We start from the raw sequence: 24,427 nt of genomic DNA on the forward strand, positions 1-24,427 counted from the left end.
CTTGTGATTAGTGGTCTAAAGTAAAGAAATTATTTTTGAATATGTTCTATTAAGTCGATTATTCTCGACGAATAACCTATTTCATTGTCATACCAACCAACAACTTTAACCATTTTGTCAATTACCGATGTTAATTGTGCATCAAAAAGACACGAATTGCGATTTCCAATTATATCTACCGAAACTATAGGATCTTCTGTATAATCTAAAATTCCTTTAAGATTTGTTTCGGATGCTTTTTTAAATGCCAAGTTAATATCTTCTATTGATACGGCTCTTTTTACATTAAATGTTATATCGGTAAGTGAACCATCAGGAACAGGAACACGAATACCGCAACCTCCAATTTTACCTTCCATTTCTGGAAATATTTTAGTTAATGCTTTGGCTGCTCCAGTAGTTGTAGGAACAATAGATTGACTTGCGCCACGAGCACGTCGTAAATCTTTGTGTGGTTGGTCGTGCAAACTTTGATCTGTAGTGTACGAATGAATTGTTGTTATGTAAGCTTGCTCAATTCCACACAAATCGTTAATGACTTTCATCATTGGTGCAGCATTATTAGTAGTACAGCTTGCATTAGAAATAATTTTTTCAGTGCCATCAAGAATACCATCATTTACACCAAGAACAACCGTTTTTATAGTATCAACTTCAGATGGTGCTGATAAAATTACTTTTTTGGCTCCAGCTATAATATGTTTGTTGATGTCTTCATATGTCTTGTATTTTCCTGTAGATTCAATAACAATATCTATAGTAAGGTCTTTCCAATTGAGATTATTAATTTCTTTTTCGTGAAAAAATAAATAGGATTTTTTATCGATAATTATGGCATTTTCATCATATGTAACTTCTAATGGCAAAACACCATGAATACTATCATATTTTATTAAGTGTGCCATTGTTCTATTGTCGGCAATATCATTTATGGCAACAACTTCAATAGATGGATGGTTGATAAGCAATCTAAAAAGATTTCTTCCAATTCTTCCAAATCCGTTAATGGCAATTTTTGTTTTATTCATTGGGTTCAATATGTATCAATACGTGACCTAATTCTGGGATTTCAACTTGTAATGTGTCTTTTAATTTGTGTGAAATATCATGTCCTTCTTTTACAGAAATGCTAGCGTTAACAATTGCATGAAGATCTACATGGTATTTCATTCCTGCTTTTCTAATAAAACATTTTTCGGTATCAATTACGCCTTCAACCTTGTGAGATACAACTCTAATTTCATCAACTAAATCATCATAAAGGTGTTCATCCATAATTTCACCAAGTGCTGGTCTAAAGATTAAATAACTGTTATAAAGTATAAATCCTGATGCGAAAAGAGCAGCCCAATCATCGGCAGATTCATATCCTTTTCCTAAAAAAAGCGCTATTGAAATACCAATAAAAGCTGCTATAGATGTTATTGCGTCACTTCTATGGTGCCAAGCATCGGCTTTCAATGATGAACTATTGGTTTCAATACTTCTTTTCATGACCAATCTAAAAGATATTTCTTTCCAAACAATGATTATTGCCAATATTATTAAAGTCCACGATTTTGGCAATTCATGAGGCGTTCCAATATTTAAAATACTTTCATATGCTATTATTGTTGCAGAAGTAATAAGAAATCCAACAACTAAAAAGGTTACTAAAGGTTCTGCTCGACCATGTCCATAAGGATGATTTTCATCGGCTGGTTTATTAGAATATTTTATTCCAAAAAGTACTAAAAAGGAAGAAAAAATGTCGGTTGTAGATTCTATAGCATCAGCAATTAAAGCATAGGAATTTCCAAAAAAACCTGCCAATCCTTTAATTATTGCTAAAGTTGCATTTCCAATTAAACTAAAATAGGTAGCGTTAATTGCCGTTTGCTCGTTGGTACTACTTTTTGACATTTATAATTATAAAATGTGTTTTGCGGCATGATAACTAGAACGAACTAAAGCGCCACTTTCTACATGACGAAAGCCCATTTCTTTACCGATTTTTTCGTATTTTTCAAATTGCTCTGGTGTTACAAAAAACTTTACTGGTAAATGTTTTTTACTTGGTTGCAAATACTGACCAATAGTAACAATATCAACATTATTATCTCTCAAATCTTGCATTGTTTGAATCACTTCTTCCTCAGTTTCACCTAGTCCAAGCATGATTCCCGATTTGGTTCTTTTTATACCTTTTTCTTTTAAATATCTTAAAACCTCCAAACTTTTATCATATTTAGCTTGTATGCGCACTTCGCGAGTTAATCTACGAACGGTTTCAACATTGTGCGAAACAACTTCTGGATTGGCTTCTACAATTCGGTCAATATTTCTTGTATTTCCTTGAAAATCTGGAATTAAGGTTTCTAAAGTAGTTTCTGGATTCATTCGGCGAATGGCTTGAACAGTTTCTAACCAAATAATTGATCCCATATCTTTCAAATCATCTCTATCAACACTTGTAATAACGGCGTGTTTGATTTTCATGATTTTAATAGAACGAGCTACTTTTTCTGGTTCGTCCCAATCTACAGTTTCTGGACGACCAGTTTTTACACCACAAAATCCGCAAGAACGTGTACAAACATTTCCTAAAATCATAAATGTTGCCGTTCCTTCGCCCCAACATTCACCCATATTTGGGCAACTTCCTGAGGTACAGATAGTATTCAATTTGTATTTGTCTACTAAACCACGAAGTTCAGTATATTTTTGTCCAATTGGTAATTTTACTTTTAGCCATTTGGGTTTACCAATAGGCAATGTGTTTTCTACAACCGATTCCATACTTGCAATTTTAGATGCGCAAAGATACGAATGTAGATTTTAGATTTGTGTTATTAGATTTTACTTTTTCTATCTATTTACAAAAAAAACACAAAAAACTTGTCTCATTTTTTTGAAACGAGACAAGTGTTATTTAGTATCTAGTGAGCAATTAAGTTTTATTATAAAACTACCGTTATTGGTAAAGTATATCTAGTTCTCACAGGTGCGCCATCTTTAATTCCTGGTGTCCATTTGGTTTTTAGTGATTTCAAAACTCTAACAGCTTCTTTATCGACAGTTTCATTAGTTTTTTCTAGAACTTCAATGTCGGTCATTGCCCCATTTTTTTCAATTACAAACGAAACTTTTACTCTAATTGTTTCTCCTTCTTCAAGATTATCTTTATCAAAATTATTTCCTACATATTGATAAAAGTTTTTCATTCCTCCAGGAAAAGCAGGTTGTGTATCTAGTTCTTTAGCATTTACTGGACCATTATTTTTTATTGGTTCGGTTCCAGTAGTTGTTCCTCCAGTATTTATTGGTGTAGGTGTTCCTTTTGTTCCTGGTCCATCGGTTATTATTCCTGGAGCGTTTATTATTGGTACTTCTACATTTGACGTTATTGGAGTTTTAGATTCTTCTGTTGGCGCTACTTTAAAGTTTCTGTTTTCAATTTTAATTACAGGAATTTTAACTTCTGGTGTTTTAACTTTAGGCTTTACAACTGCTTCCTTTTTTTTCTCAACAGGTCGTGCTACGTATGGAGTTACAACAATAGAATCGTTTATTGTAACTAGAGGTTTTGGCATTGGTTTGGAACCAAATGAACTAAGAAGTAATCCTGTTCCAGAGACTAATGCTATGAATGTTACCGAAACGAAAAAGGCCATTAAAGTTGTTTTTGAACTATCACGACGCAATTGATAGGCGCCATATTTTTGGTTTTTTCCTTCAAATACAAGGTCTAACCAATTTTTTCCAAAGATACTGTTGTTTGACATAATTTATAGTTTTAATGTTAAGTATCAATGTTACATAAGCTGTTTTTTTAGAAAATAGACTTTGATGTGTTCTCTTTCTTTAATAACGCAAAGATTATTCCAATATTGTGTGAATTTTGTATAAAAAATTAAAATTTATTAAAGTATTGTTTTTATAGCAGATTTTATAATGATTTATTCTTAGAATTTGAAACTCTATTCAATACAAAAACTAAGTAACCCTGACTGCAATGGAAATCCTTTTCTTTTGTTGCCTGAGGTTACTCGAAGGCAGCAAAAGAAAAGATTGGAATGTAAGGCAGGAATAGGGAAACCAAAAAGGTACTATCGATTCGTTCCTAGAAAAAAAAGCTGATTATCGTTTGGTTTGAATGATTTCTGCCAATAATTTTTTGGCGCGAAGTAATTTGATTTTTACGTTGCTCAATGGTTCTTCAAGTTGTTCGGCAATTTCTTGATAACTCATTTCTTGAAAGTAACGAAGTTGTATAACTTCTTGATAATGAGGTTTTAATTCTTTGATAAATTGCAGTAATTGCGATAAGTTTTGCTCGGTTATTAGTTCGTCTTCTGCCGATGGTGAAGTGTCTGCAATGTTGTAGGCTTGTTGGTCTTCTTCGTCGGTGATTTCTACAAAAAGCGTAGATTTTTTTTTGCGGAGTAAATCAATATGAACATTTTTTGCAATGGCAATTAACCATGTATTGAATTGAAATTCAGGATTGTAAGTGGATAATTTATCGAATGCTTTCGAGAAGGTTTCTATAGTAATATCTTCGGCATCGGTTTCGTTTTCGGTACGTTTTAGCATAAAACCATAGACTTCGTTCCAATAATGGTCGAGTAGGTAAGTGAAGGCAACTTGGTCGCCTTTTTTAGCTTTTTCTATGTGAGGATTTATTTCCAATGTACTGGTTTAGAGAATGTATTGGTGATAAAAATGTTTAATTGAGTGACAATAAGTGTGATTTCGATAATTGGAAACCAGTACATTACATCTTTTTCTTTTAATTTTCCTGCGGCAAAACCTAATGATAGCCATGCAAATAGATAACGAAAAGTAATCAAACTTAGTACAATTATCCATTGAAATTGAAAGGCTAATAAAATTATTGGCAAGATAAGGAATAATAATTGAGATGCGTAAAAAACGGCTAACTGACTTCTGTCGAATGATTTATAGTGTTTAGCGGTTGCGACGTGTCTTCTTTTTTGGGTAAACCAATCTTTAAACGTGGTTTTTGGTTTAGAAAAAGTAAAACTGTCTGGTGTGTAACAAACGGCTGTATTTTTAGAATTTGCAGCTTGGTTGATAAACAAATCGTCGTCTCCAGAACGGATTTTCATGTGTTCTATAAATCCGTTGGTTTTAAAAAATTCTTCGCGTTTGTATGCCATGTTGCGACCAACGCCCATGTAAGGCTTGCCTAATTTTGCCCATGAAAAATATTGCGTTGCCGTTAATAAAGTTTCAAAACGGATGATTTTATTTAGGAACGAATTTTTAATTTTTTCGTAAGCACCATAACCTAAAACGATGGTTTTTTCTTTGGTGAATTGTGCCGACATTTCTTTAATCCATTCGGTTGAAGTTGGATAGCAATCGGCGTCTGTAAATAATAGATATTCGTTTGTAGCGGCTTTGATACCAAGAGTTAGAGCAAATTTTTTGTTTCCCCAAAAGGCTTCAATGTTTTCTACTTTTACTAATTTAACATTGGAAAATTGTTTTTCAAATGCTTCAAAAACTTCTAATGTTTCATCGCTTGAGGCATCGTCAATTAAGACAATTTCGTAGTCCGGATAATTTTGTTGCGCTAATAAAGGCACAAAGTTTTTTACGTTTTCTTCTTCATTTTTAGCACAAACAATTACTGAAATTGGAACTCTTTTTGGTGTTGCCGTTTGCGGTTTAGCAAAAGAAAATTTACCAAAAAACACTACATAATATAGGAATTGAACTAGTACAACAGCAACAAATAAACAAAGTAAAATTAGTAACATAATGGGTTTTTAATCGGTTGCAAAAGTACTAAATGAAAATTAGATATTAAGAGTTGGTTTTGGATTTTTTAAAAAAATTATCGCTGACATTTTTTCATTTCATTGGCTACTTCAATAGATTGATTATCATGAGTTTTTTCTAATTCTGAAATGATGTTTTTGTAATTTTTGTCATCTCTATTTTGAGACATTTTTTTTATGGCTTCAATTGATGTTATTTCTATTTCAAATGCTACAATTCCTCTTGCTTGGCGGATTGTTTCTTTAGATAATTCTTCAATTTTTACAGGATTTTCAGATTTGGTTTCGTATTTATCGACTAATTTTTTAAGCGATAAAACGGCTTCGTCGTATTTTAAAATTGTAACTTTTCCGTAAACATGAACTGCGATATAATTCCATGTTGGTACATTTTCATGATCGTACCAGGAGGAAGAAATGTAGGAATGTGCACCCGAAAAAATGGCTAAAACATCATGATTGTCTTTAAAACTTTCGGCTTGTGGATTTTCTAGAGAAACATGACCAACCAGAACTTCGTTACCTAATTTATTTATATCCAAAAACAACGGTATATGAGTTGCCCAAAGTTTTCCATTGGTTTGATTTACTAGAATTGCAAATCCGTTTTCATGAATGAAATTCTTGATTTCGGATTGATTTTCGTTTTTGTATAGGTTCGGGATGTACATCTTTAATTTCTAACAATTTTTCTCAATCCAATCGTATAATTCGTTCAAAGTTTTTCCCATAGTAGCCAAATTAGTTTTTAAGTGCATGGCTGGAATATCTTTATCTTTTTCTCGATGTGTAATTGTTCTAAAACAATCGGGACATTTATAATGATCGTGTGATGCGTTGGTTCTTATATAATAACATTTATTTGCTTTAAGAAAAGCAATCCAATCTTTAGTCTTAACTGGTCTGTTATTTCCCATTTACAAAAATTAAACAGTAGCTTCTAGCATTGATGTTTTTAGAGTTCCAGGTTCAAAACCCTGTAAAACGCCATTTTCATCAACATAAGATTTTGAATAATTTTTATTGTGGTATTTTACTTTGGCAAATCCAAGTTTTGTTAATTCAATTTCCCTTAGTTCATTGGTTAATTTCATTAAATCCTCACAAAAAAGTCTAAGATTTTCTTGAAAAGATTGATGCGCTTCTTCTTTTGAATTCCCATAACCACTAACTAATATTGCTGGAGAAATTGCAACAAAATGCTCGCCTTCTTTACCAGTTGCAACAATAGCTTTAATAGAAATTGAACTTTCTTTAATTCGTACCGTTTCAATTATATCATTGAAATTGATGCTCATATTTTTTTTATTTAAACAAATGTAGTTATATTTTTTTTATTTCTAATGTCAAAATTTCAATATTAAATAACATTAACTTCAGCTTCAATAGCAATTCCAAACTCCTTTAAAACCGTCGCTTGAACGTCGCGAGAAACCGCTAAAATTTCTTGTCCAGTTGCGTTGCCATAATTTACTAAAACCAAAGCTTGATTTTTATGAATTCCAGCATCACCAAAACGTTTTCCTTTAAAACCAGCCTTTTCAATAAGCCAACCAGCAGGAATTTTAACTTCGGTTTCTGAAATTACATAATGTGGCATTTCAGGATGTAAAGCGTGTACTTTTTCAAATTCTGATTTGGAAATAATTGGATTTTTAAAGAAACTTCCGCTGTTTCCCAACTCTTTTGGATCGGGTAATTTACTTTGGCGAATCACAATTACAGCATTAGAAACATCTTTTAATGTTGCAATTATGACATTTTTATTTTCTAATTCTTTAGTAATATCTCCATATGAAGTATTGATTTTATGATTGCGTTTTGTGAGTTTGAAAACCACAGAAGTTATCACAAATTTATCTTTGGCTTCGTGCTTAAAAATACTTTCTCTGTAACCAAAATTACATTCTTCTTTGGTGAAAACTTTTAATTCTTGAGTTGCAATATTCATAGCTTCACACGAAACAAAGGTGTCTTTAATTTCGGTTCCATAAGCGCCAATATTCTGAACAGGAGTTGTGCCAACATTGCCTGGAATAAGCGACATATTTTCTAATCCACCAAAATTTTGTTCGATAGTCCAAAGAACAAATTCGTGCCAAACTTCGCCAGCCTGACTTTCAACCCAAACAAAATCGTCGTCTTCTTTAATGATTTTTTTTCCTTTTAAATCGATGTGAATTACAAGTGCGTCAATATCTTGCGTTAACAACATATTGCTTCCGCCACCAAGAATAAATTTTTTATCAGAAGAATAATGTTCTAAAATAGATTTTAATTCATCGTTAGAATGAACCGCAACAAATTGTTTTGCTTTGGCTTCAATTCCAAAAGTGTTGTATTTTTTTAGTGAAAAGTTAGTTTGAATTTGCATTTTATTGATGTTGTAATTGATTTTTATAACACAGATTTCAGAAATTATAGAAATATAAAAAAGACGTTTTTTAATTATCTCATAACTTCGTACTTCGTATTTTGTACCTCGTACGTCCAATTTATTCTTCCGTTTCTAAAGCGCGTCTCAAAAAGTCATTCATTGGTTTTAACGCAATTAATTTCTGAGCAATTTTTTTACTAAAATCGGGTTGCATAAATAATTTATCGTCAATTTTTTCAGATGCTGTAAAACTTTTTAATTTCAAAAATTCAATTGCTGGATGATTTGGATCAAAATCTTTAGGTGCTTTTTTTAGCATGTTTCCTTCCGATTTGTCAAGTTCTTTGAACTCATTTTTGAACTTTTTATCGTTTACAATAGTTTCCAAATCGTCGTGAAAAAATTCAATTTCTTTGCGAATTAATTTTAGTTCACTTGGTTCGGGACACCAAACTCCACCAGCGATAAACGAATTTCCTGATTCAAAATGAATGTAATATCCTGGACTATTTTTACGATTTTTATTCTGTGAAAACCAAACACCCATATTGGTTTTATAAGGTGATTTATCTTTGCTAAAACGAATATCACGATTGATGCGAAATGTACAGTTTTTTACTTCCAATGGCTCTAATGATTTGTCCAAAGGTTTCATTTCTGCCAAAATGGATGCTATATAATTATGATAGTCTTTTTTATAATTTTCATACCGTTTTTTATTGGCGTGCATCCATTCGGTATTGTTATTCGCAATTAAATCGGCAAGAAATTGTAAGGCTTCTTCTGTTATCATTTGTCCTAAATTATTTTTTATAACCTTGTCTTTTATATTTTTTCTCTCAAATCTTCTTCTGGTAAATAACCTAAATGTCTCCAAGTTTCTTTACCGTTTTCATAAATTAAAATTACGGGTAAACCATCTATTTTCATCGATTCTAAAAGCGATTTGTTTTCATCGGCATCCAATCGAATTAAGGAGATTTTGCCTTTTAATTCTTCCTGCATTTTCAATAAATAAGGTTCCATTTTTTTACATGGAGCACACCATTTTGCAGAAAAATTAATTATAACTTTTTTGTCAGAATTAATTAATTTATCATATTCAGAAACCGATAATCCTGTTGGAATTACATCTGAATTTGCAGTTTTTTTGCCTTTCCATTTCATAATTCCACCATCAAGATTGTAAATTTCTTTGAATCCTAATTCCAATAATTTGTCTGCAGCTTGACTGCTTCTTCCGCCAACTTTGCAATACACAAAAACAGGTTTTGATTTGTCTAATTTTTCAACTTTTGCAGTAAAATCATTTCCATTCCAGTCAATATTTGTAGCGTTTTGTAAATGCTCAACAGCATATTCTTCTGGAGTTCTAACGTCTATTAATTGCGGATTTTTTAGGGATAATAGTTTTGCCTCATAATCAATTCCTGAAATAGTTTGTATCGGTTGATTGGCTTCTAAATTTGCATCAGATTTACTTGTTTTACCTTGACAACTAACTAGAAAAATTGTTATTGATAGAAGAGATAGGAGTTTTTTCATAATAATTTTTTATCAAAAATAATAAAGTAAAAATAGAACAAAGTAGCAAATGTTACAAGTTAAATATTTTATAACTTTGATGTGTGGTTTTTACAATGTTTTCGGTGCGCTCGGGATGTGTATCGGAAATAAATAATTGTCCAAATTCTTCCTGATTGACCATTTCTACAATTTTACTAACGCGAGTTTCGTCTAATTTATCAAAAATATCATCAAATAATAAGATTGGTTTTTCACCAGACTGTTTTTTTACAAATTCAAATTGCGCCAGTTTTAAAGCTATTAAAAACGACTTTTGTTGACCTTGTGAGCCAAACTTCTTTATAGGATAGTGATCAATTTGAAACGCCAAATCATCTTTGTGAATGCCAATTGAAGTATATTGTAAAGCTCGGTCTTTCGCCAAATTTTTTTCTAGTAAAGCCAAAGTTGAACCTTCAAATAAATGACTTTCATAGACTAATTGAACCGTTTCTTCCGATCCAGTAATTGCTTGATGGTGTTTGTTGAAAATTGGTAGAAATTCTTCAATAAAATTCTTACGTTTTTCAAAAATATTTTGACCTAAACCATCCAATTGTTCGTTATAAATAGATAATGTATCTGCTTCAAAAACATGATTTAAAGCAAAATACTTTAATAGAGCATTGCGTTGACTAATGATTTTTTGATATTGAATTAATTCTTGTAAATAGTTAGAATCTAATTGCGAAATAACACTATCAATAAATTTTCGTCTGGTTTCACTTCCTTCAATAATAAGGTCGTTATCGGCAGGCGAAATTATTACTAACGGAATAAATCCAATGTGGTCAGAGAATTTTTCGTATTGCTTTCCGTTTCGTTTTAAGATTTTCTTTTGTCCTTTTTTAAAGCTACTAATAATTTGCTCACTTCGAGCTGCTTTTTCAAATTCGCCATCAATGACAAAAAACTCTTCGTTGTGTTTTATATTTTGAACTGCCAACGGATTAAAATAGCTTTTTCCAATTGCCAAATGATAGATTGCATCGAGCACATTAGTCTTTCCAATGCCGTTTTTTCCGACGAAACAATTGATTTTTACATCAAATTCGAAGGAAGCTTCCGAAAAATTTTTATAATTGTATAAAGAAATCTTTTTTAAAAACATTTGTAATGGCTTGAAAACACTATTATCAGCGACTTTGTGAGTGTTTTTTTTTAAGTGGGTGCAAATTATTGAAAATTATCGACAAAATGACTTTCAAATTAGAATAAAAATTTTATTTTTGCGCACACTAAATTAAAACTAGATGGCAACTTATAATAAGAGAGGTTACAAAGCACCAAAAGAAAAAGAAGAAAAATTAGATGCTAATTTTATTGAAGATACACCAAATGTAGATTCAAAAGATAGTGCTACTGCAAAAGCATTTGACACTTTAGATGAAACAGCTTCAAGAACTGAAGATTGGATTGCTAAGAACCAAAAATATATATTAGGTTTATTGGGTGCTGTAGCATTAGTAACTATTGGTTACTTGGCTTATCAAAAGTATATCGTTGAGCCTAAAGAAATTACAGCTACTGAGGATTTATTTGTTGCACAACAAAATTTTCAATTGGCTACAGATGCAACTGTTGCTAAAACGCAAGATTCATTATTCAATTTAGTATTGAAAGGTGCTGATGGAAAACAAGGTGCAGCAGGAATTGCCGATCAATTTTCTGGAACAGATTCTGGAAATTTAGCTAATTATTATGCAGGAATTTCTAATTTATATTTGAAAAAATATGATGAAGCTATCAAATATTTAGAAAAATATTCGGCTAAAGATGCTTTCACAGGACCAGTTGCTACTGGAGCTTTAGGTGATGCTTATTCAGAAAAAAATGATGCAAAAAAAGCATTAGAACTTTATGAAAAAGCGGCACATCAAAATGTAAATGAATTTACAACACCAAGATATTTATACAAAGCAGGTCAAACTGCAATGGCATTGGGTAACAAAGCTGAGGCATTGAAATATTTTACAGAAATTAAAGAAAAGTACCAAGATACACCAGAAGCGCAACAAATTGATGCTTTGATTGGAATGGCTCAATAATTTAATTACGAATCAAAAATTACGAATTAAGAATTGTCATCAATTTTTGATTCGTTTTTTTTTACAATTTATTTAAATTTTTTAAAACACTAAAAAATGGCAACAGCAAATAAAAATCTTTCACAATACGATAAAAGTAAATTGCCAAACACGAAAAATTTTCGATTTGGGATTGTTGTTTCAGAATGGAATGATCACATAACAGAAGGACTTTATAAAGGAGTTATTGACGCACTTTTAGATTGTGGTGCTCTTCAAAAGAATATCATCCGTTGGAATGTTCCAGGAAGTTTTGAACTTGTTTATGGTGCTCAAAGAATGATAGTTACGCAAGAAGTTGACGTGGTTATCACAATTGGTTGTGTTATAAAAGGTGAAACAATGCATTTCGAATTTGTTTGCGAAGGCGTAACACAAGGAATAAAAGATTTAAATGTCCAAACGGATGTTCCAGTAATTTTTTGTTTGCTTACAGATAATAACGAACAACAATCTATCGATAGAAGTGGAGGAATTCACGGAAATAAAGGAACAGAAGCTGCAATTGCCGCAATAAAAATGGCCGAATTGAGAAGAGTTTCTGAGATTAAATAGTTTTAAAATTACTTTTAAAAAATAGAATAGAAACCTACTTTGTTGAAGAGTAGGTTTTTTCTTTTTTAGTAACTTGTTAACTATAATAACCAATAGATTTTCCTTAAATTTGCTAACTTTGGTTTTTAAGCGAATTTTTGCCTATTACTAATAACTGAACACTAAATAAAAAAATGTCAAGCATAATTCAATTACTTCCCGATCATGTTGCCAACCAAATTGCTGCTGGTGAAGTGGTGCAACGACCAGCGTCTGTAGTAAAAGAATTGCTAGAAAATGCTGTTGATGCAAAAGCAACAGATATAAAATTAATTATAAAAGATGCAGGAAAAGCATTGGTTCAGGTTATTGACAATGGAGTAGGAATGAGTGTTACCGATGCACGTTTGTGTTTTGAGCGCCATGCAACATCCAAAATTCGTCAAGCGGAAGATTTATTTTCGTTACATACTAAAGGTTTTCGTGGTGAAGCTTTGGCATCAATTGCTGCGATTGCTCACGTAGAAATGAAAACCAAGCAAGATCAGGAAGAATTAGGAAACCATATTGTTATTGAAGGCAGTAAATTTGTGTCACAAGAACCAGCAGTTTTGCCAAAAGGCACTTCGTTTTCGGTTAAAAACTTGTTTTATAATATTCCGGCTCGAAGAAATTTTCTTAAATCGGAAACTGTAGAATTGCGTCATGTTATTGATGAATTTCAACGTGTAGCCTTAGCACATCCAAATATTTATTTCACAATGTACCACAACGGAAGTGAAATGTTTAATTTGCCGCAATCAAATTACAGACAGCGTATTGTAAATATTTTTTCGGGTAAAACCAATGAAAAATTAGTTCCTGTTCAAGAAGAAACCGAAATTTTATCCATTCAAGGATTTGTTGGAAAACCCGAATTTGCTAAAAAAAATCGTGGTGAACAATTTTTCTTTGTCAACGATAGGTACATAAAAAGTGGGTATTTGCATCATGCTGTTATGAATGCTTATGAAGGATTGCTGCCCAATGGTGCGCAGCCAAGTTATTTTTTATATTTGAATGTGCCACCAAACACTATTGATATCAACATTCATCCAACAAAGACTGAAATTAAATTTGATGACGAACATGCCTTATATTCTATTTTGCGTTCGGCAATCAAGCACAGTTTGGGACAATTTAATGTTGTACCAGCTTTAGATTTTGATCGCGATCCAAATTTGGATACACCTTATGAATATCAAAATAAAAATGCACAATATCCAACTGTTCAAGTTGATAGAAGTTACAATCCTTTTGCAGAAGAATTACCAAACAAGTCATTTTCTGGAAATGCAGGAAATACATCTTATAAAACTTCCGAAAAGCAGCAAAATTGGGAAAGCTTGTATGTTGGTTTAAAGCAAGATACAACCGAGGTAGAATCGTTTTCTTTTGAAAATGAAGAAGTAACAGCTTCCTTATTTGATGAAAAAGAAGAAGAACAAACAATAAAAAGAACCTATCAAATTCACAAAAAATACATCGTAAGTCCAATAAAATCGGGAATGGTTATTATGGATCAAAACAGAGCGCACCAACGCGTTTTGTACGAACAATTTTTGACCAACATGACGGTTCATCAAGCTTCTAGTCAGCAGTTATTGTTTCCGTTGCAGTTGCATTTTTCTCATAATGAAATGAAATTGATAGCCGAATTACAACCGTCTTTAGAGAATACAGGATTTGTTTTTGAAGCAATAGACGACGATGCCATTCACATTTCGGGTATTCCAATAAATACTACCGAAAGTGAGGTTTCGCTGGTTTTAGAACATTTAATATCCGATTTACAAGACGGAATTCCAGAGAGCAGTTTCAGTCAGAACGATACCATTGCCAAGTCGATGGCCAAAAGTTTGTCGGTTAAAACCGGAACTTATTTAACAGAAAAAGAGCAAGAAAACTTAGTTAATAATCTTTTTGCTTGCAAAGACCCAAATGTTTCACCATTTCAAAAACCAACTTTCATCACAATGCGTGTTGAAGATATTGATAAACGATTTGCCTTATGATGAATAACATCACACCAGTTGTAAAACAACTATTGATACTTAATATTATTTTTTTTATAGGAAGTCAATTTGTTCCTGTTGCTGAAAGCTATTTTGCATTGTATTATTTTCAAAACCCTATGTTTAAATTTTGGCAACCGCTTACGCATATGTTTATGCACGCCAACCTAATGCATATTTTCTTTAACATGTTTGCCCTGTATTCTTTTGGAAGTGCTTTAGAGCATTTTTGGGGTGAAAAAAAATTCTTGTTTTTTTACATTTCTTGCGGATTAGGTGCTGCTTTATTACACTCAATGGTTAATTACTTTCAGTTTAAGTATGAATTTGATGCATTGGTTCAATCAGGATTTAAAGAAACAGATATTTTTAATTTGTTAAATGATAAAATGTTTGATAAACGATGGGTAGATATTCTTGGACAAAGTGGAGTAGATTCTCTTGCAAGTTCTTATATGACTCCAGCTGTTGGTGCTTCAGGAGCAATTTACGGTTTATTAGTTGCCTTTGCTTTTATGGTACCAAATGCCGAATTGGGATTTATGTTTATTCCTATTCCAATAAAAGCAAAATATTTTGTTCCTGGATTAATTGCAGTTGATTTAGTTCTTGGTTTTAGAGGTAGTTCTATCTTTGGAGCTGGAAGCACAGGAATTGCTCATTTTGCCCACATTGGCGGTGCGATAACCGGATTTATAATGATGTGGTTTTGGAAGAAAAATCAGTTTAATCACAAACGTTGGAATTAATATGACAGTACTAGAAGATTTAAAACTACAGTATAAAATAGGTGGTGTTTCTAATAGAATTATCTATTGGAATGTGGCTTCATTTATTATTTCATTACTATTTTTCTATCAGTTTAAAGAAGGATATTTTGAGTTTCCAACTTGGATTTCACTTTCTTCCAATCCTAGAAATGTATTGTTTTTCTCATGGACATTAATTTCATATGCTTTCCTTCATTCGGGATTTTGGCATTTGTTTTTTAATATGATGATTTTAAATTTTTCAAGCAGATTATTTCTAACGTTCTTTACCCAGAAACAATTTCTTGGACTGTATATCTTGAGTGCCATTTTTGCAGGTTTAGCTTTTGTTATTTGTTATTATATTTTAGGAATATCTTCTAATATTGTTGGTGCATCAGCAGCTATCATGGCGATTTTATTTGCAACAACAACTTATCAGCCTTTAATGGAAGTTAGATTGATGTTTTTAGGAAACGTAAAACTTTGGCATTTAACAGCAGTTATAATTGTATTAGATGCTATGCAAATTCTAACAGACAATACTGGAGGACACATTGCTCACTTAGCTGGCGCTTTATTTGGGTTTGGTTACATCAAAATTTTACAAAACGGAACCGATTTAAGTACTGTAATAACTTCAATAATAGATTTTTTTGTTAATCTATTTAAACCCAAAAGTTCTAAACCTTTCAGAAAAGTGCATGTTAACCCTAAAAAGCCTGAGGTTAAGAGTCAAAGTAAAATAGTAGTTAAAGATAAAACACAACAACAAATAGACGAAATTCTTGATAAAATAGGTCAATCAGGTTATGATGCATTGACAGCAGAAGAGAAAGAGTTTCTTTTTAAAGCTGGTAAATAAATTATATATTCGCGACCATCAATGAAACTAACTATTTTTAATATGCTATTTTTTATGTTCTCTTAAATTTCATTTTCTTTTAATTTTTTAATTTCTCTTCTAGTAAGATTTTGAGATTCAATAATTATTGCTCCATTTATTGCTTTATTTCCATAAATTATTGTTGCAGCTTCACCTTTAAGTACTTTTATAGATTTTATATTATTAGAATTTATCTTTTGTAATTTTTTAGCACTAATTATAAAACCATCAATTACATACAGTGGTTCATTATAAGAATTGGTAGTTCTGTGAAAAGGTCGTTTAATAATTTGAGTTTCTTTATTTTCTTGAATGTCGTTTAATTTTAAATCTTTTTCATCTATTATTATAGTTTCTGATTTTTCTTTTTTTAGATTTTTTACCTCTTCTTCCTTAATTATTAGTGTTGAATATGTTTCTTTTTTTCTTACTCTTGGTATTGGATCGCCATAAGTTTCTTCTAATAAAACGGCACTAGTTTTAAGTTTTATAAAATATTCTGAAACTTCTTCTTTAATTTTTAATTCAAAATTTTCATATCCAATGTAACTAAAAATTAGTTTGTCTCCTCTTTTAACATTAATAGAAAAGTTGCCGTCAAAATCTGTTTGAGTTTCTATTTTAGTTCCTTTAATTACTATTTTAACAAATGGAATTGCTTCATTTTTATCTGAAACGGTTCCTTTTATTATTCTTTCTTGTCCAAATCCGGTAAAGAAAATAAACATAGTTATGGCTAATGAAATAAGTTTTATACTTTTCATACTGTTGATTATTTAATTAAATTGGTTTTTTATTCTTTTATAGATAAAGGTTTTCCGTCTTTAGTAGTTACAATTACAATTCCTTTTTTGCCTTTTTCTCCATAAATTGTTGTTGCTTTTTCTGGTTGTAAAATAGAAATTGTTTCAATTTTTTGTTTGTTTAATGGAGCATAAGGACTTGTTGGATTGGGTCCAAATAAATCTTTTTCTGTATAGTAAACACTATTAATTATGTACAAGGGTTCTTTTAATTCTATTATAGATTCTAGTTCGTTTTCATCAAGATTAGACATTGATTTGTTAGATACTTTACCATCAATGACAAGTAATGGATCTTGTTTCTTTTCTTTATCTTGTTTTTCATTTCTAACTTCCTCTTTGGCAAGAGCATCATCTTCATATTCAACTCCTCTTGACTCAAATTTTTTAGTATCATGCCATGTATTGCTAGCTTTTTTAGCTGAAGTGACATTGAAAGAACCTTTTTGCTTTTCTGTAATAGAATCGGTAATGATAGATTCTGAAGTAGTTAAGCTGTATTCGTTGCTTACAATTTGAGTTTGAGTTGTAATTTGTTTTTCTAAAATTGCTGCAGCATCTTTCTTGATGTACGTATTTACATTTTCACTTTCTACAATAGCATTTTGTTTTTCAAATTGGTTAGGTGTTACAATTTTTAAGGAATCGTTTGATACAATTTCGTTTTCTTGATTAGTTATAGTTTTAGTGTCTTTAAATAATTGATATCCTAAAGAAACTACTAATAAAACAGATGCTGCAACGGCAATTTTCTTCCAGAGTTTGGTTTCTTTTTTTAAAACTTTTTTGTCTAGTTTCTCTTCAACTCTGTTCCAAACTTTGTCCATTGACGCGAAGTCTTTGGTTTCGGCATTTTGGGCAGCCGATTTGATTTGATTAAATAATTTATCTTGATTGTCCATGACTTATTTTACTTTTTGATAATAATGATTGTTGACTAGTTCTTTTAATTTGGTTTTAGCCACATTCAATTGTGATTTAGACGTTCCTTCCGATATTTGAAGCATGCTAGCTATTTCTTTGTGAGCGTAACCTTCAATCACAAAGAGGTTAAAAATAGTTTTGCATCCTTCTGGAATAAAATTGAGCAAGTTGAGCAAATCTTCTTCTTCAAGATTGGTTTCGGGCAAAGTTTCTGGTTGTAAATAATGACTTGTGTCTTCTAAATATAGATTGAAGTTTACCTTACGTTTTAATTGATGAAGGCATTGATTTACAGTAATTTTTCGAGCCCAAGCTTCAAAAGCTCCGAGTTCTTTGAGTTGTTCCAGTTTGGTGAAAATAGTATAGAAAGCATCTGCCAACACTTCTTCTATTTCTTCTTCTTTTTTTAGGTAGCGTTTGCAGGTGCGATACAACTTAGGCGACATGTAGTCATACACTTGCCTTTGCGCTTCTCGCTGCATTTTTCTGCACGCTATTAGTATAGTTTCGTTTATCACAATTAATGTCTTTATTGTAAAGAGGACTTTTTTATTAAAAAGGTTGGGAACGATTTGAAAAAAGTTTTCGGATAATAGAAAGAAGCTTTATTTATATCCTAATTCTTAATTTCTAAATCTAATTTCAACTTAAATATATTCGATTCTAGAATTTCGGTATCATTATCTTCACACAAAAGGAATTCTATTTCTTTTTCTGATTTTTTGAAAAGTGTTATTCCTTCAAATTTATGGGTGTCGGTAATTTTCTGAGTGAAATCGATTTTCATTTTTGTAACATCAATTCTGCCAATAATACTTCCTAGAATTTCACCATCATCATAGGTAGATTCTGTTTTTTCGGCAGTTGCAAGGAAATATATTTTATCGTCAACAAGAATTGCATCGGTAAAACTGGTGCGAATTCCTTTTATTTTGGGAAGTTTGAATGCGTTGGATAAAATTCTGAATTCGTTGGTTAAATTTTTTGCATCAATGGTAAAAACTATATTTTTATTGGTTTTTCCGTTTCCTCTATTGAATAGAAACCAGGTTTCGCCGTTAAAAATTGCGCCTTCTAGATTGAAATCTTCTGGCTTTATTTCGCCAAATGATTGCATGGCAAGATACAAATTGGACAAATCGTTGCTAGCAATTACAGTTTTAGTTTTGGCATTAACTTGAACCATCACATTACGATTTTCTGTAGATCCTGAACCAAAAATGTAGAGACTGTCTTGGTATTGGGTTATGGCTTCAAAATCGGGTTTTAATTTTTTAGGACTATTTTCTTGCGCATTTTCTGCCAAGGCGTGACGTTCTAGTGTATTGGTTTGAAGTTGATATTCATATAGGTAAGAGCTGTTGTCGCCAATGGCTATTATTGTATTGTCGTTGTATATTAATCCTGATGCCGAGCCAAGACCGATGATTTTAAAGAGTAGCGAAAGTTGAAATTTTTCCATAAGTTAGCAGGTAAGTTTAGCCCAGATAGTAGTGAAAATCCTTTTTCTTTTTTCTTTAAAAAGGAAAAGATTGCAACGAATAGCTGGAAATAGCTTCAAATTATTATTTTTACAAATATAAAATATTTACTATGAACTCAATTAATCCAGATGATTTTAAAGTGATTGGAAGCATTAATTTGTCTAAAATCAAGACATTGTTGGACGTTAAGGCTGATGATGAAACAAAGGAGAAGAAGTTACTAAAGGTGCAAAAAAAACTGAGTAAAAAGCAAGATGAGATGTATGCTCATAATAAATATGCTTTTTTAATTTGTTTGCAAGGCATGGATACTAGCGGTAAAGACAGCTTGATTAGAGAGGTTTTTAAGGAATTTAATACGCGTGGTGTTGTGGTGCATAGTTTTAAAACTCCAAATTCTAGTGAGTTGGAGCACGATTATTTATGGCGTCATTATTTGGCTTTGCCAGAGAAAGGAAAGTTTGGTGTTTTTAATAGAACGCATTATGAAAACGTGCTTGTTACGCGTGTTCATCCTGAATATATTTTGTTCGAGAATCTACCAGCAATAACTAAAGTAGAGGATATTACACCAGATTTTTGGGAGAAAAGATTTGAGCAAATAAATAACTTTGAGAAGCATATTGTGGCTAATGGCACAATTGTTTTAAAATTTTATTTGCACATGAGTAAAGAGGAGCAACGCAAGCGGTTGCTGAATAGATTGGAAAATGGTGAGGACAACTGGAAATTTTCTGTTGGCGATTTAAAAGAGCGTGAGCATTGGGATGAATACATGAAGTATTATGAAGAGGCAATTGAAAAAACTTCTACAGAAAATGCACCGTGGTATGTAATTCCGGCCGATGATAAAGAAATGTCTCGTTATATTGTTGCTAAAATAATATGGGAAGAAATTCAAAAATTAACGGATATAAAAGAACCCGAATTGGATGAAAAGGTAAAGGCTAATCTTGATGTATACAGGCAACAGTTAAAAGGATAATTAAAAAAGGCACAAGAAGATTTTACTCTTTTGTGCCTTTTTAACCAATTTATTTAACCTCTATTGTTATAGTTTAAAGCCGTAAGCCAATCGCAATGCAACTTGGTTGGTTTTAAACTTGTCATAATCTTCGTAGCGTAAACTTACGTCAAAATATTTATTGGCATAGCCAACTCCCGGTGCCCATAAAAAAGTGGTGTCATTGTATCCGTTTGTAACTGCAAATCCAGCTCCAACCTCACCAAGAACATAAAATCTGTTTTCCCACACAAAGGCTTTGAATCCTGCTTTTGCTGGAATAAATCCTAAATCTTTAGCATTGTCACCAATAAATAAATTGGTAAAACCAGTTGTTAATGTTACAGATGTTCTTTGAGATAAATCATATTGAAGTCTTACATCGGCACCAAGAGAGAAATCGTAGGCATTGTCTGTTGGTAATCCACCATTTATTCCAAATCCTAGTTTAAATCCTTGGTCATAATTAGTGTTTTTATCTTGCGTTTTTACTTCTTGTGCAATTGCGGTTGTTGAAAAAAATGATACAACAAGTAATGCGATTGCAAATTTGATTTTTTTTGTACTAGACATAATTAGTTTTTTTAAATTAATATTGATCGTTATTTTTCCTTTCAAATAACTTTTACAAAGATAGAAGGTCAATGAATTGGCGATGTTATAGTTTTTTTGATAATTGTTACATAATTATAGATCTTAAAAAAAAATCGATAATTATTTAATAATTGCAAGGCAATCTAAAGGTTCTAATTATCTTTGTTAACTTAAAAAAAGAAAAATTGAATTTATCACAATATACTAAGGAGTTTCAATACAATCTACAATTGGCATATCCAGTAATTCTAGGCATGCTTGGTCATACATTGATAGGAATTGTAGATAATATCATGGTAGGAAAACTGGGTTCTACTGAACTTGCAGCTGTATCACTTGGAAACAGTATTATATTTATCGCAATGTCTATAGGAATTGGGTTTTCTACTGCACTAACACCAATAGTTGCAGAAGCAGATGCTGAGGCTGATAACGATAAAATTCGTTCGGCTTTTCACCATGGTTTGTTTTTGTGTATTATTCTTGGCTTTCTATTGTTTCTAGCCGTGGTGCTTGCTAAGCCTATAATGGAATTGCTTCACCAGCCACAAGAAGTAATCTCGCTAGCAAAACCCTATTTAGACTGGGTTGCTTTTTCACTTGTACCTTTAATTATTTATCAAGGTTTACAAACAGTTTGCCGATGGACTTTCTATGACTAAATACTCTATGTATGCTATAATCATGGCAAATATTCTTCATGTAATAATAAACTATTGTTTAATTTATGGTTTTTGGATTTTTCCTAAAATGGGAATTCTTGGAGCCGGATTGGGAACTGTAATTTCAAGAATTGCAATGGTAATTTTTATGCATTTTATTCTAATTAATCATAAAAAGTTGCGACCATATTTCAAGAATTTTAGTTTTGATGAAATTAAAAAAGCCACAATTAAAAAAATTGTTAACTTAGGATTTCCCTCTGCAATGCAAATGCTGTTCGAAGTAGTATTGTTTACAGCTGCAATTTGGCTTTGCGGAAACATAGGAAAAACCAGTCAAGCAGCCAATCAAATTGCTCTTAGCTTGGCATCAATGACTTTTATGTTTGCCATGGGATTGAGTGTTGTTTCAATGATTAGAATAAGCCACCAAAAAGGATTAAACGATTATAAACAATTGGTTGTAGTTGCTCGATCTATCTTTTTATTAGCCATTATAATCGAAATAGTGTTTGCTGTCTTGTTTGTTGTTTTACATCAAATAGTACCACCATTATTTTTAGACATGAACAATGAAGCACAACTATTAGACAATAAAGAAGTCGTTATAATTGCTGGAAAATTATTGTTGGTTGCAGCAGTTTTTCAAATCTCTGACGGTATTCAAGTCGTTGTTCTTGGTGCTTTGCGCGGATTGCAAGACGTTAAAATTCCAATGTACATAACTTTTGTAGCCTATTGGATTATTGGATTTCCCATTTCTTATTATCTTGGCGAATATACAGCACTAAAAGCTGTGGGTGTTTGGATAGGATTACTCGCAGGATTATCAGCAGCAGCATTATTTTTGTATATTCGCTTTCATTTCATTACAAAATCATTAATTTTGAATAATAGAACAAATAGAACTCACAATGATACAATTTAATAGAGGCGAAGAGTTTAAACAAATACGTATTGATGAATCTTTGCAGTTAAACTATGCAATTTCCAATCAAGGAAGATTGATAAGTTATAAAGAAAACTTTAAGGAAGGAAACGAACTTAGAGGCGGAATGGTTGAAGGATACAAGGTTTTTAAATACAATGTAAATGTTGATGGCAAACGAAAATGTAAACATTTTTTATTCTATAGACTGGTTGCCGAATATTTTCTTGCAAAAGATGGTGACGATAGAAATTTTGTTTTACATCTAGATTTTGATAAGGTAAACGACAGATTAGAAAATTTAAAATGGGCCAATCAAAAAGAATTAACCGAACACCATTCTAAAAATCCTTTAGTTATTGCTGGAAAAGCAAAAATTATTGAAATAAATATCAAAGCCGATGGTCGTAAATTAACGTCGACCCAAGTTATTAGAATTAAAAAAATGCTGCAAAGACCAGACAATAAAACACGTTTGGTAATGATTGCCAAGCAATTCAATATTACAACCCAACAATTATACCGAATAAGAACCGGTGAAAATTGGGGTCATATTAAAGTTTAATAATTAAATAAAAATTGCTGCTTAATAAGTGGTAAAAACAAAAAAACTATGCAATTACCAAAATTCGTTCTAGCAGACAATTCTGATTTTCCAGATGATATTTTTATTATCCATTTAGACTTTCCTAGATTTATAATCAACCTAAAAGACGATGAAGTTGAGTTTCTAGAAGACCTAGAAGGTGAAGATGAAACCGAACTAGAAGCAGAAATGGAACATTTAATTACCATCGCTGGAGAATTTTATGACAAAGAAATAAAACTTTACGAAGAATAATTTATTTAAAATAGTTTCCTAACAAATTCATAGCAGCTGCAAAAGGTGAAATTTCATCGTTTTGCACTGCTTTTTTGTTTGTTTCCAATTGCTTTATAATTTCAGGATGATTGTAGAAATTATTTTTCAATTGTTCATTGATGGTTTCCATCATCCAAAATTGGTTTTGATCTTTTCTTTTTTCTTCAAAATAATGGTTGCTTTTAACCAATTCTAAATAATCTGAAATTGTTTTCCAAACATCGTCTATTCCTTCTTTAGTATAAGAACTACAAGTAAAAGCAGTAGGAATCCAACCCGATTTTTTAGCAGGAAATAAATGCAACGCTCGGTTAAATTCGGTTTTGGCTAATTTAGCTTTATTGATGTTATCGCCATCAGCTTTATTAATTACTATTGCATCTGCCATTTCCATAATGCCTCGTTTTATGCCTTGCAATTCATCGCCAGCACCAGAAATTTTAAGCAATAAAAAGAAATCTACCATACTGTGAACGGCAGTTTCGCTTTGCCCAACGCCAACCGTTTCTATAATAATGGTGTCAAATCCGCAAGCCTCGCAAAGTATTATTGTTTCTCGCGTTTTTCTTGCAACGCCACCAAGAGTTTCACCAGATGCTGATGGTCTAATAAAGGCATTTTCGTCTTTTACCAATTCTTCCATTCTAGTTTTATCACCAAGAATACTTCCGTGAGAAATAGTACTGCTTGGATCAACAGCTAAAACAGCAACTTTTTTACCTAAAGAAGTTAAGTGCTTACCAAATGCTTCAATAAACGTACTTTTTCCAACGCCTGGAACACCAGTAATTCCTATTCTAATAGATTTATTTGCAAACGGTAAACAACCATTTATAACTTCACTAGCTTTAGATAAATGATCTGGATTAGTACTTTCTACCAAAGTTATTGCTCGGCTCAAAGCAACTTTGTCTTGGTTTAATATTCTTGTAATTAAATCATTTGCAGACGGTTGAATTTTTCGTTTAAGAACAATTTGTTCCACAGAAGTTTTACTGAAAATATCAGGTTGTTCAATACCTTCTTTTTCATGAAGTGCAGAAATTGAAATTTTGGATGGCTTCACTTTTACAATTTGATGTAGTAAAATTAAATAAAAATGTTCAGTTTTCAATACTTCTTTGT

Annotated in this window: 26 protein-coding genes and 1 pseudogene; 9 read left to right on the forward strand and 18 right to left on the reverse strand. The window is 31.7% G+C overall.

The window, feature by feature from the left end:
• Positions 1-29 precede the first annotated feature (29 nt).
• The 13 genes from gap to recF all read right to left on the reverse strand — a co-directional run bounded on the left by gap (position 30) and on the right by recF (position 10,843).
• Entirely contained in the window at positions 30-1,028 is a 999-nt protein-coding gene (gene gap, locus ACH2CG_RS16080; RefSeq protein WP_395067038.1) for a type I glyceraldehyde-3-phosphate dehydrogenase, read from the reverse strand.
• Positions 1,021-1,902 carry a cation diffusion facilitator family transporter gene (locus ACH2CG_RS16085; protein WP_395067040.1) on the reverse strand — a complete coding sequence of 294 codons (882 nt, stop codon included), beginning with the start codon at positions 1,900-1,902 and terminating at the stop codon, positions 1,021-1,023. The genes gap and ACH2CG_RS16085 overlap by 8 nt, the downstream gene beginning before the upstream one ends.
• A 6-nt stretch (positions 1,903-1,908) precedes the next feature.
• Positions 1,909-2,778, reverse strand: a complete 870-nt coding sequence (gene lipA / locus ACH2CG_RS16090) for a lipoyl synthase (protein ID WP_395067042.1) — start codon at positions 2,776-2,778, stop codon at positions 1,909-1,911.
• A 161-nt stretch (positions 2,779-2,939) separates the two neighbouring features.
• Positions 2,940-3,764: an energy transducer TonB gene (locus tag ACH2CG_RS16095; protein ID WP_395067044.1), complete on the reverse strand. Its 825-nt coding sequence runs from the start codon at positions 3,762-3,764 to the stop codon at positions 2,940-2,942.
• A gap of 355 nt (positions 3,765-4,119) precedes the next feature.
• On the reverse strand, positions 4,120-4,671 hold the full coding sequence (locus ACH2CG_RS16100) for an RNA polymerase sigma factor (RefSeq protein ID WP_395067046.1): 552 nt from the start codon (positions 4,669-4,671) through the stop codon (positions 4,120-4,122).
• The gene (locus ACH2CG_RS16105; protein ID WP_395067048.1) at positions 4,662-5,768 is read right to left on the reverse strand and encodes a glycosyltransferase; all 1,107 of its coding nucleotides are present in this window, start codon (positions 5,766-5,768) and stop codon (positions 4,662-4,664) included. Before ACH2CG_RS16105 ends, ACH2CG_RS16100 begins: the two co-directional genes overlap by 10 nt.
• A 77-nt stretch (positions 5,769-5,845) precedes the next feature.
• Entirely contained in the window at positions 5,846-6,460 is a 615-nt protein-coding gene (locus ACH2CG_RS16110) for an FMN-binding negative transcriptional regulator (protein ID WP_395067050.1), read from the reverse strand.
• Positions 6,461-6,469: 9 nt separating this feature from the next.
• A complete protein-coding gene (locus ACH2CG_RS16115; RefSeq protein WP_395067052.1) occupies positions 6,470-6,706 on the reverse strand; it encodes a type II toxin-antitoxin system HicA family toxin in 237 nt (78 codons plus the stop codon).
• 9 nt (positions 6,707-6,715) lie between these two features.
• On the reverse strand, positions 6,716-7,087 hold the full coding sequence (locus ACH2CG_RS16120) for a hypothetical protein (protein WP_395067054.1): 372 nt from the start codon (positions 7,085-7,087) through the stop codon (positions 6,716-6,718).
• Positions 7,088-7,149: 62 nt separating this feature from the next.
• Complete coding sequence (gene murB / locus ACH2CG_RS16125) at positions 7,150-8,163, reverse strand: UDP-N-acetylmuramate dehydrogenase (RefSeq protein WP_395067128.1); 1,014 nt, start codon at positions 8,161-8,163, stop codon at positions 7,150-7,152.
• A gap of 121 nt (positions 8,164-8,284) precedes the next feature.
• The gene (locus ACH2CG_RS16130; RefSeq protein ID WP_395067056.1) at positions 8,285-8,959 is read right to left on the reverse strand and encodes a DUF2461 domain-containing protein; all 675 of its coding nucleotides are present in this window, start codon (positions 8,957-8,959) and stop codon (positions 8,285-8,287) included.
• Positions 8,960-8,991: 32 nt separating this feature from the next.
• Positions 8,992-9,711 (reverse strand): rhodanese-like domain-containing protein, encoded by a 720-nt coding sequence (locus ACH2CG_RS16135; protein ID WP_395067058.1) that lies wholly within the window; start codon positions 9,709-9,711, stop codon positions 8,992-8,994.
• A gap of 52 nt (positions 9,712-9,763) precedes the next feature.
• Positions 9,764-10,843, reverse strand: a complete 1,080-nt coding sequence (recF, locus tag ACH2CG_RS16140) for a DNA replication/repair protein RecF (protein ID WP_395067060.1) — start codon at positions 10,841-10,843, stop codon at positions 9,764-9,766.
• A gap of 142 nt (positions 10,844-10,985) precedes the next feature.
• Here recF and ACH2CG_RS16145 point away from each other — a divergent pair, with 142 nt between their 5' ends.
• From ACH2CG_RS16145 to ACH2CG_RS16165, 5 genes are all read left to right on the forward strand, one after another.
• Positions 10,986-11,780 (forward strand): tol-pal system YbgF family protein, encoded by a 795-nt coding sequence (locus ACH2CG_RS16145; protein WP_395067062.1) that lies wholly within the window; start codon positions 10,986-10,988, stop codon positions 11,778-11,780.
• A gap of 96 nt (positions 11,781-11,876) precedes the next feature.
• Complete coding sequence (gene ribH, locus ACH2CG_RS16150; RefSeq protein WP_395067064.1) at positions 11,877-12,374, forward strand: 6,7-dimethyl-8-ribityllumazine synthase; 498 nt, start codon at positions 11,877-11,879, stop codon at positions 12,372-12,374.
• Between the two features lie 173 nt (positions 12,375-12,547).
• Complete coding sequence (gene mutL, locus ACH2CG_RS16155) at positions 12,548-14,407, forward strand: DNA mismatch repair endonuclease MutL (RefSeq protein WP_395067066.1); 1,860 nt, start codon at positions 12,548-12,550, stop codon at positions 14,405-14,407.
• On the forward strand, positions 14,407-15,156 hold the full coding sequence (locus ACH2CG_RS16160; RefSeq protein WP_395067130.1) for a rhomboid family intramembrane serine protease: 750 nt from the start codon (positions 14,407-14,409) through the stop codon (positions 15,154-15,156). The genes mutL and ACH2CG_RS16160 overlap by 1 nt, the downstream gene beginning before the upstream one ends.
• A gap of 1 nt (position 15,157) precedes the next feature.
• Positions 15,158-16,021: a rhomboid family intramembrane serine protease gene (locus ACH2CG_RS16165; RefSeq protein WP_395067068.1), complete on the forward strand. Its 864-nt coding sequence runs from the start codon at positions 15,158-15,160 to the stop codon at positions 16,019-16,021.
• Positions 16,022-16,083: 62 nt separating this feature from the next.
• Here the strand turns inward: ACH2CG_RS16165 and ACH2CG_RS16170 are convergent, their stop codons facing one another.
• From ACH2CG_RS16170 to ACH2CG_RS16180, 3 genes are all read right to left on the reverse strand, one after another.
• Positions 16,084-16,806, reverse strand: a complete 723-nt coding sequence (locus tag ACH2CG_RS16170) for a carboxypeptidase-like regulatory domain-containing protein (protein ID WP_395067070.1) — start codon at positions 16,804-16,806, stop codon at positions 16,084-16,086.
• A 944-nt stretch (positions 16,807-17,750) separates the two neighbouring features.
• On the reverse strand, positions 17,751-18,251 hold the full coding sequence (locus ACH2CG_RS16175) for an RNA polymerase sigma factor (RefSeq protein ID WP_395067072.1): 501 nt from the start codon (positions 18,249-18,251) through the stop codon (positions 17,751-17,753).
• 134 nt (positions 18,252-18,385) lie between these two features.
• Positions 18,386-19,231 (reverse strand): DUF6929 family protein, encoded by an 846-nt coding sequence (locus ACH2CG_RS16180; RefSeq protein ID WP_395067074.1) that lies wholly within the window; start codon positions 19,229-19,231, stop codon positions 18,386-18,388.
• A gap of 131 nt (positions 19,232-19,362) precedes the next feature.
• On the opposite strand from ACH2CG_RS16180, the gene ACH2CG_RS16185 reads away from it, so the two are divergent.
• Positions 19,363-20,238: a PPK2 family polyphosphate kinase gene (locus ACH2CG_RS16185; RefSeq protein ID WP_395067076.1), complete on the forward strand. Its 876-nt coding sequence runs from the start codon at positions 19,363-19,365 to the stop codon at positions 20,236-20,238.
• 66 nt (positions 20,239-20,304) lie between these two features.
• Here ACH2CG_RS16185 and ACH2CG_RS16190 read toward each other — a convergent pair whose 3' ends face one another.
• On the reverse strand, positions 20,305-20,829 hold the full coding sequence (locus ACH2CG_RS16190) for a hypothetical protein (protein ID WP_395067078.1): 525 nt from the start codon (positions 20,827-20,829) through the stop codon (positions 20,305-20,307).
• A gap of 206 nt (positions 20,830-21,035) precedes the next feature.
• Between ACH2CG_RS16190 and ACH2CG_RS16195 the strand changes: the two are divergent.
• From ACH2CG_RS16195 to ACH2CG_RS16205, 3 genes and pseudogenes are all read left to right on the forward strand, one after another.
• Positions 21,036-22,440 (forward strand): annotated as a pseudogene (locus ACH2CG_RS16195) (MATE family efflux transporter).
• Positions 22,427-23,005: a hypothetical protein gene (locus tag ACH2CG_RS16200; protein ID WP_395067080.1), complete on the forward strand. Its 579-nt coding sequence runs from the start codon at positions 22,427-22,429 to the stop codon at positions 23,003-23,005. The pseudogene ACH2CG_RS16195 and the gene ACH2CG_RS16200 overlap by 14 nt, the downstream one beginning before the upstream one ends.
• Positions 23,006-23,053: 48 nt before the next feature.
• Positions 23,054-23,281 (forward strand): hypothetical protein, encoded by a 228-nt coding sequence (locus ACH2CG_RS16205; RefSeq protein ID WP_395067082.1) that lies wholly within the window; start codon positions 23,054-23,056, stop codon positions 23,279-23,281.
• 1 nt (position 23,282) lies between these two features.
• Here ACH2CG_RS16205 and meaB read toward each other — a convergent pair whose 3' ends face one another.
• Positions 23,283-24,368, reverse strand: a complete 1,086-nt coding sequence (meaB, locus tag ACH2CG_RS16210) for a methylmalonyl Co-A mutase-associated GTPase MeaB (RefSeq protein WP_395067084.1) — start codon at positions 24,366-24,368, stop codon at positions 23,283-23,285.
• Positions 24,369-24,427 lie beyond the last annotated feature (59 nt).

Source organism: Flavobacterium sp. (assembly GCF_043778725.1).
Classification (GTDB): domain Bacteria; phylum Bacteroidota; class Bacteroidia; order Flavobacteriales; family Flavobacteriaceae; genus Flavobacterium.

What these genes read in the sequence shown, in the direction of transcription:
- ACH2CG_RS16085 (WP_395067040.1), bottom strand. Translation starts at nt 1,902, where the DNA reads ATGTCAAAAAGTAGTACCAACGAGCAAACGGCAATTAACGCTACCTAT.
- murB (WP_395067128.1), bottom strand. Translation starts at nt 8,163, where the DNA reads ATGCAAATTCAAACTAACTTTTCACTAAAAAAATACAACACTTTTGGA.
- ACH2CG_RS16190 (WP_395067078.1), bottom strand. Translation starts at nt 20,829, where the DNA reads ATGTCTAGTACAAAAAAAATCAAATTTGCAATCGCATTACTTGTTGTA.
- gap (WP_395067038.1), bottom strand. Translation starts at nt 1,028, where the DNA reads ATGAATAAAACAAAAATTGCCATTAACGGATTTGGAAGAATTGGAAGA.
- ACH2CG_RS16180 (WP_395067074.1), bottom strand. Translation starts at nt 19,231, where the DNA reads ATGGAAAAATTTCAACTTTCGCTACTCTTTAAAATCATCGGTCTTGGC.
- ACH2CG_RS16185 (WP_395067076.1), top strand. Translation starts at nt 19,363, where the DNA reads ATGAACTCAATTAATCCAGATGATTTTAAAGTGATTGGAAGCATTAAT.
- ACH2CG_RS16170 (WP_395067070.1), bottom strand. Translation starts at nt 16,806, where the DNA reads ATGAAAAGTATAAAACTTATTTCATTAGCCATAACTATGTTTATTTTC.
- ACH2CG_RS16120 (WP_395067054.1), bottom strand. Translation starts at nt 7,087, where the DNA reads ATGAGCATCAATTTCAATGATATAATTGAAACGGTACGAATTAAAGAA.
- ACH2CG_RS16135 (WP_395067058.1), bottom strand. Translation starts at nt 9,711, where the DNA reads ATGAAAAAACTCCTATCTCTTCTATCAATAACAATTTTTCTAGTTAGT.
- recF (WP_395067060.1), bottom strand. Translation starts at nt 10,843, where the DNA reads ATGTTTTTAAAAAAGATTTCTTTATACAATTATAAAAATTTTTCGGAA.
- ACH2CG_RS16130 (WP_395067056.1), bottom strand. Translation starts at nt 8,959, where the DNA reads ATGATAACAGAAGAAGCCTTACAATTTCTTGCCGATTTAATTGCGAAT.
- ACH2CG_RS16205 (WP_395067082.1), top strand. Translation starts at nt 23,054, where the DNA reads ATGCAATTACCAAAATTCGTTCTAGCAGACAATTCTGATTTTCCAGAT.
- ACH2CG_RS16115 (WP_395067052.1), bottom strand. Translation starts at nt 6,706, where the DNA reads ATGGGAAATAACAGACCAGTTAAGACTAAAGATTGGATTGCTTTTCTT.
- ACH2CG_RS16095 (WP_395067044.1), bottom strand. Translation starts at nt 3,764, where the DNA reads ATGTCAAACAACAGTATCTTTGGAAAAAATTGGTTAGACCTTGTATTT.
- ACH2CG_RS16145 (WP_395067062.1), top strand. Translation starts at nt 10,986, where the DNA reads ATGGCAACTTATAATAAGAGAGGTTACAAAGCACCAAAAGAAAAAGAA.
- mutL (WP_395067066.1), top strand. Translation starts at nt 12,548, where the DNA reads ATGTCAAGCATAATTCAATTACTTCCCGATCATGTTGCCAACCAAATT.
- ACH2CG_RS16200 (WP_395067080.1), top strand. Translation starts at nt 22,427, where the DNA reads ATGATACAATTTAATAGAGGCGAAGAGTTTAAACAAATACGTATTGAT.
- ACH2CG_RS16160 (WP_395067130.1), top strand. Translation starts at nt 14,407, where the DNA reads ATGAATAACATCACACCAGTTGTAAAACAACTATTGATACTTAATATT.
- ribH (WP_395067064.1), top strand. Translation starts at nt 11,877, where the DNA reads ATGGCAACAGCAAATAAAAATCTTTCACAATACGATAAAAGTAAATTG.
- ACH2CG_RS16175 (WP_395067072.1), bottom strand. Translation starts at nt 18,251, where the DNA reads ATGCAGCGAGAAGCGCAAAGGCAAGTGTATGACTACATGTCGCCTAAG.
- lipA (WP_395067042.1), bottom strand. Translation starts at nt 2,778, where the DNA reads ATGGAATCGGTTGTAGAAAACACATTGCCTATTGGTAAACCCAAATGG.
- ACH2CG_RS16105 (WP_395067048.1), bottom strand. Translation starts at nt 5,768, where the DNA reads ATGTTACTAATTTTACTTTGTTTATTTGTTGCTGTTGTACTAGTTCAA.
- ACH2CG_RS16110 (WP_395067050.1), bottom strand. Translation starts at nt 6,460, where the DNA reads ATGTACATCCCGAACCTATACAAAAACGAAAATCAATCCGAAATCAAG.
- ACH2CG_RS16165 (WP_395067068.1), top strand. Translation starts at nt 15,158, where the DNA reads ATGACAGTACTAGAAGATTTAAAACTACAGTATAAAATAGGTGGTGTT.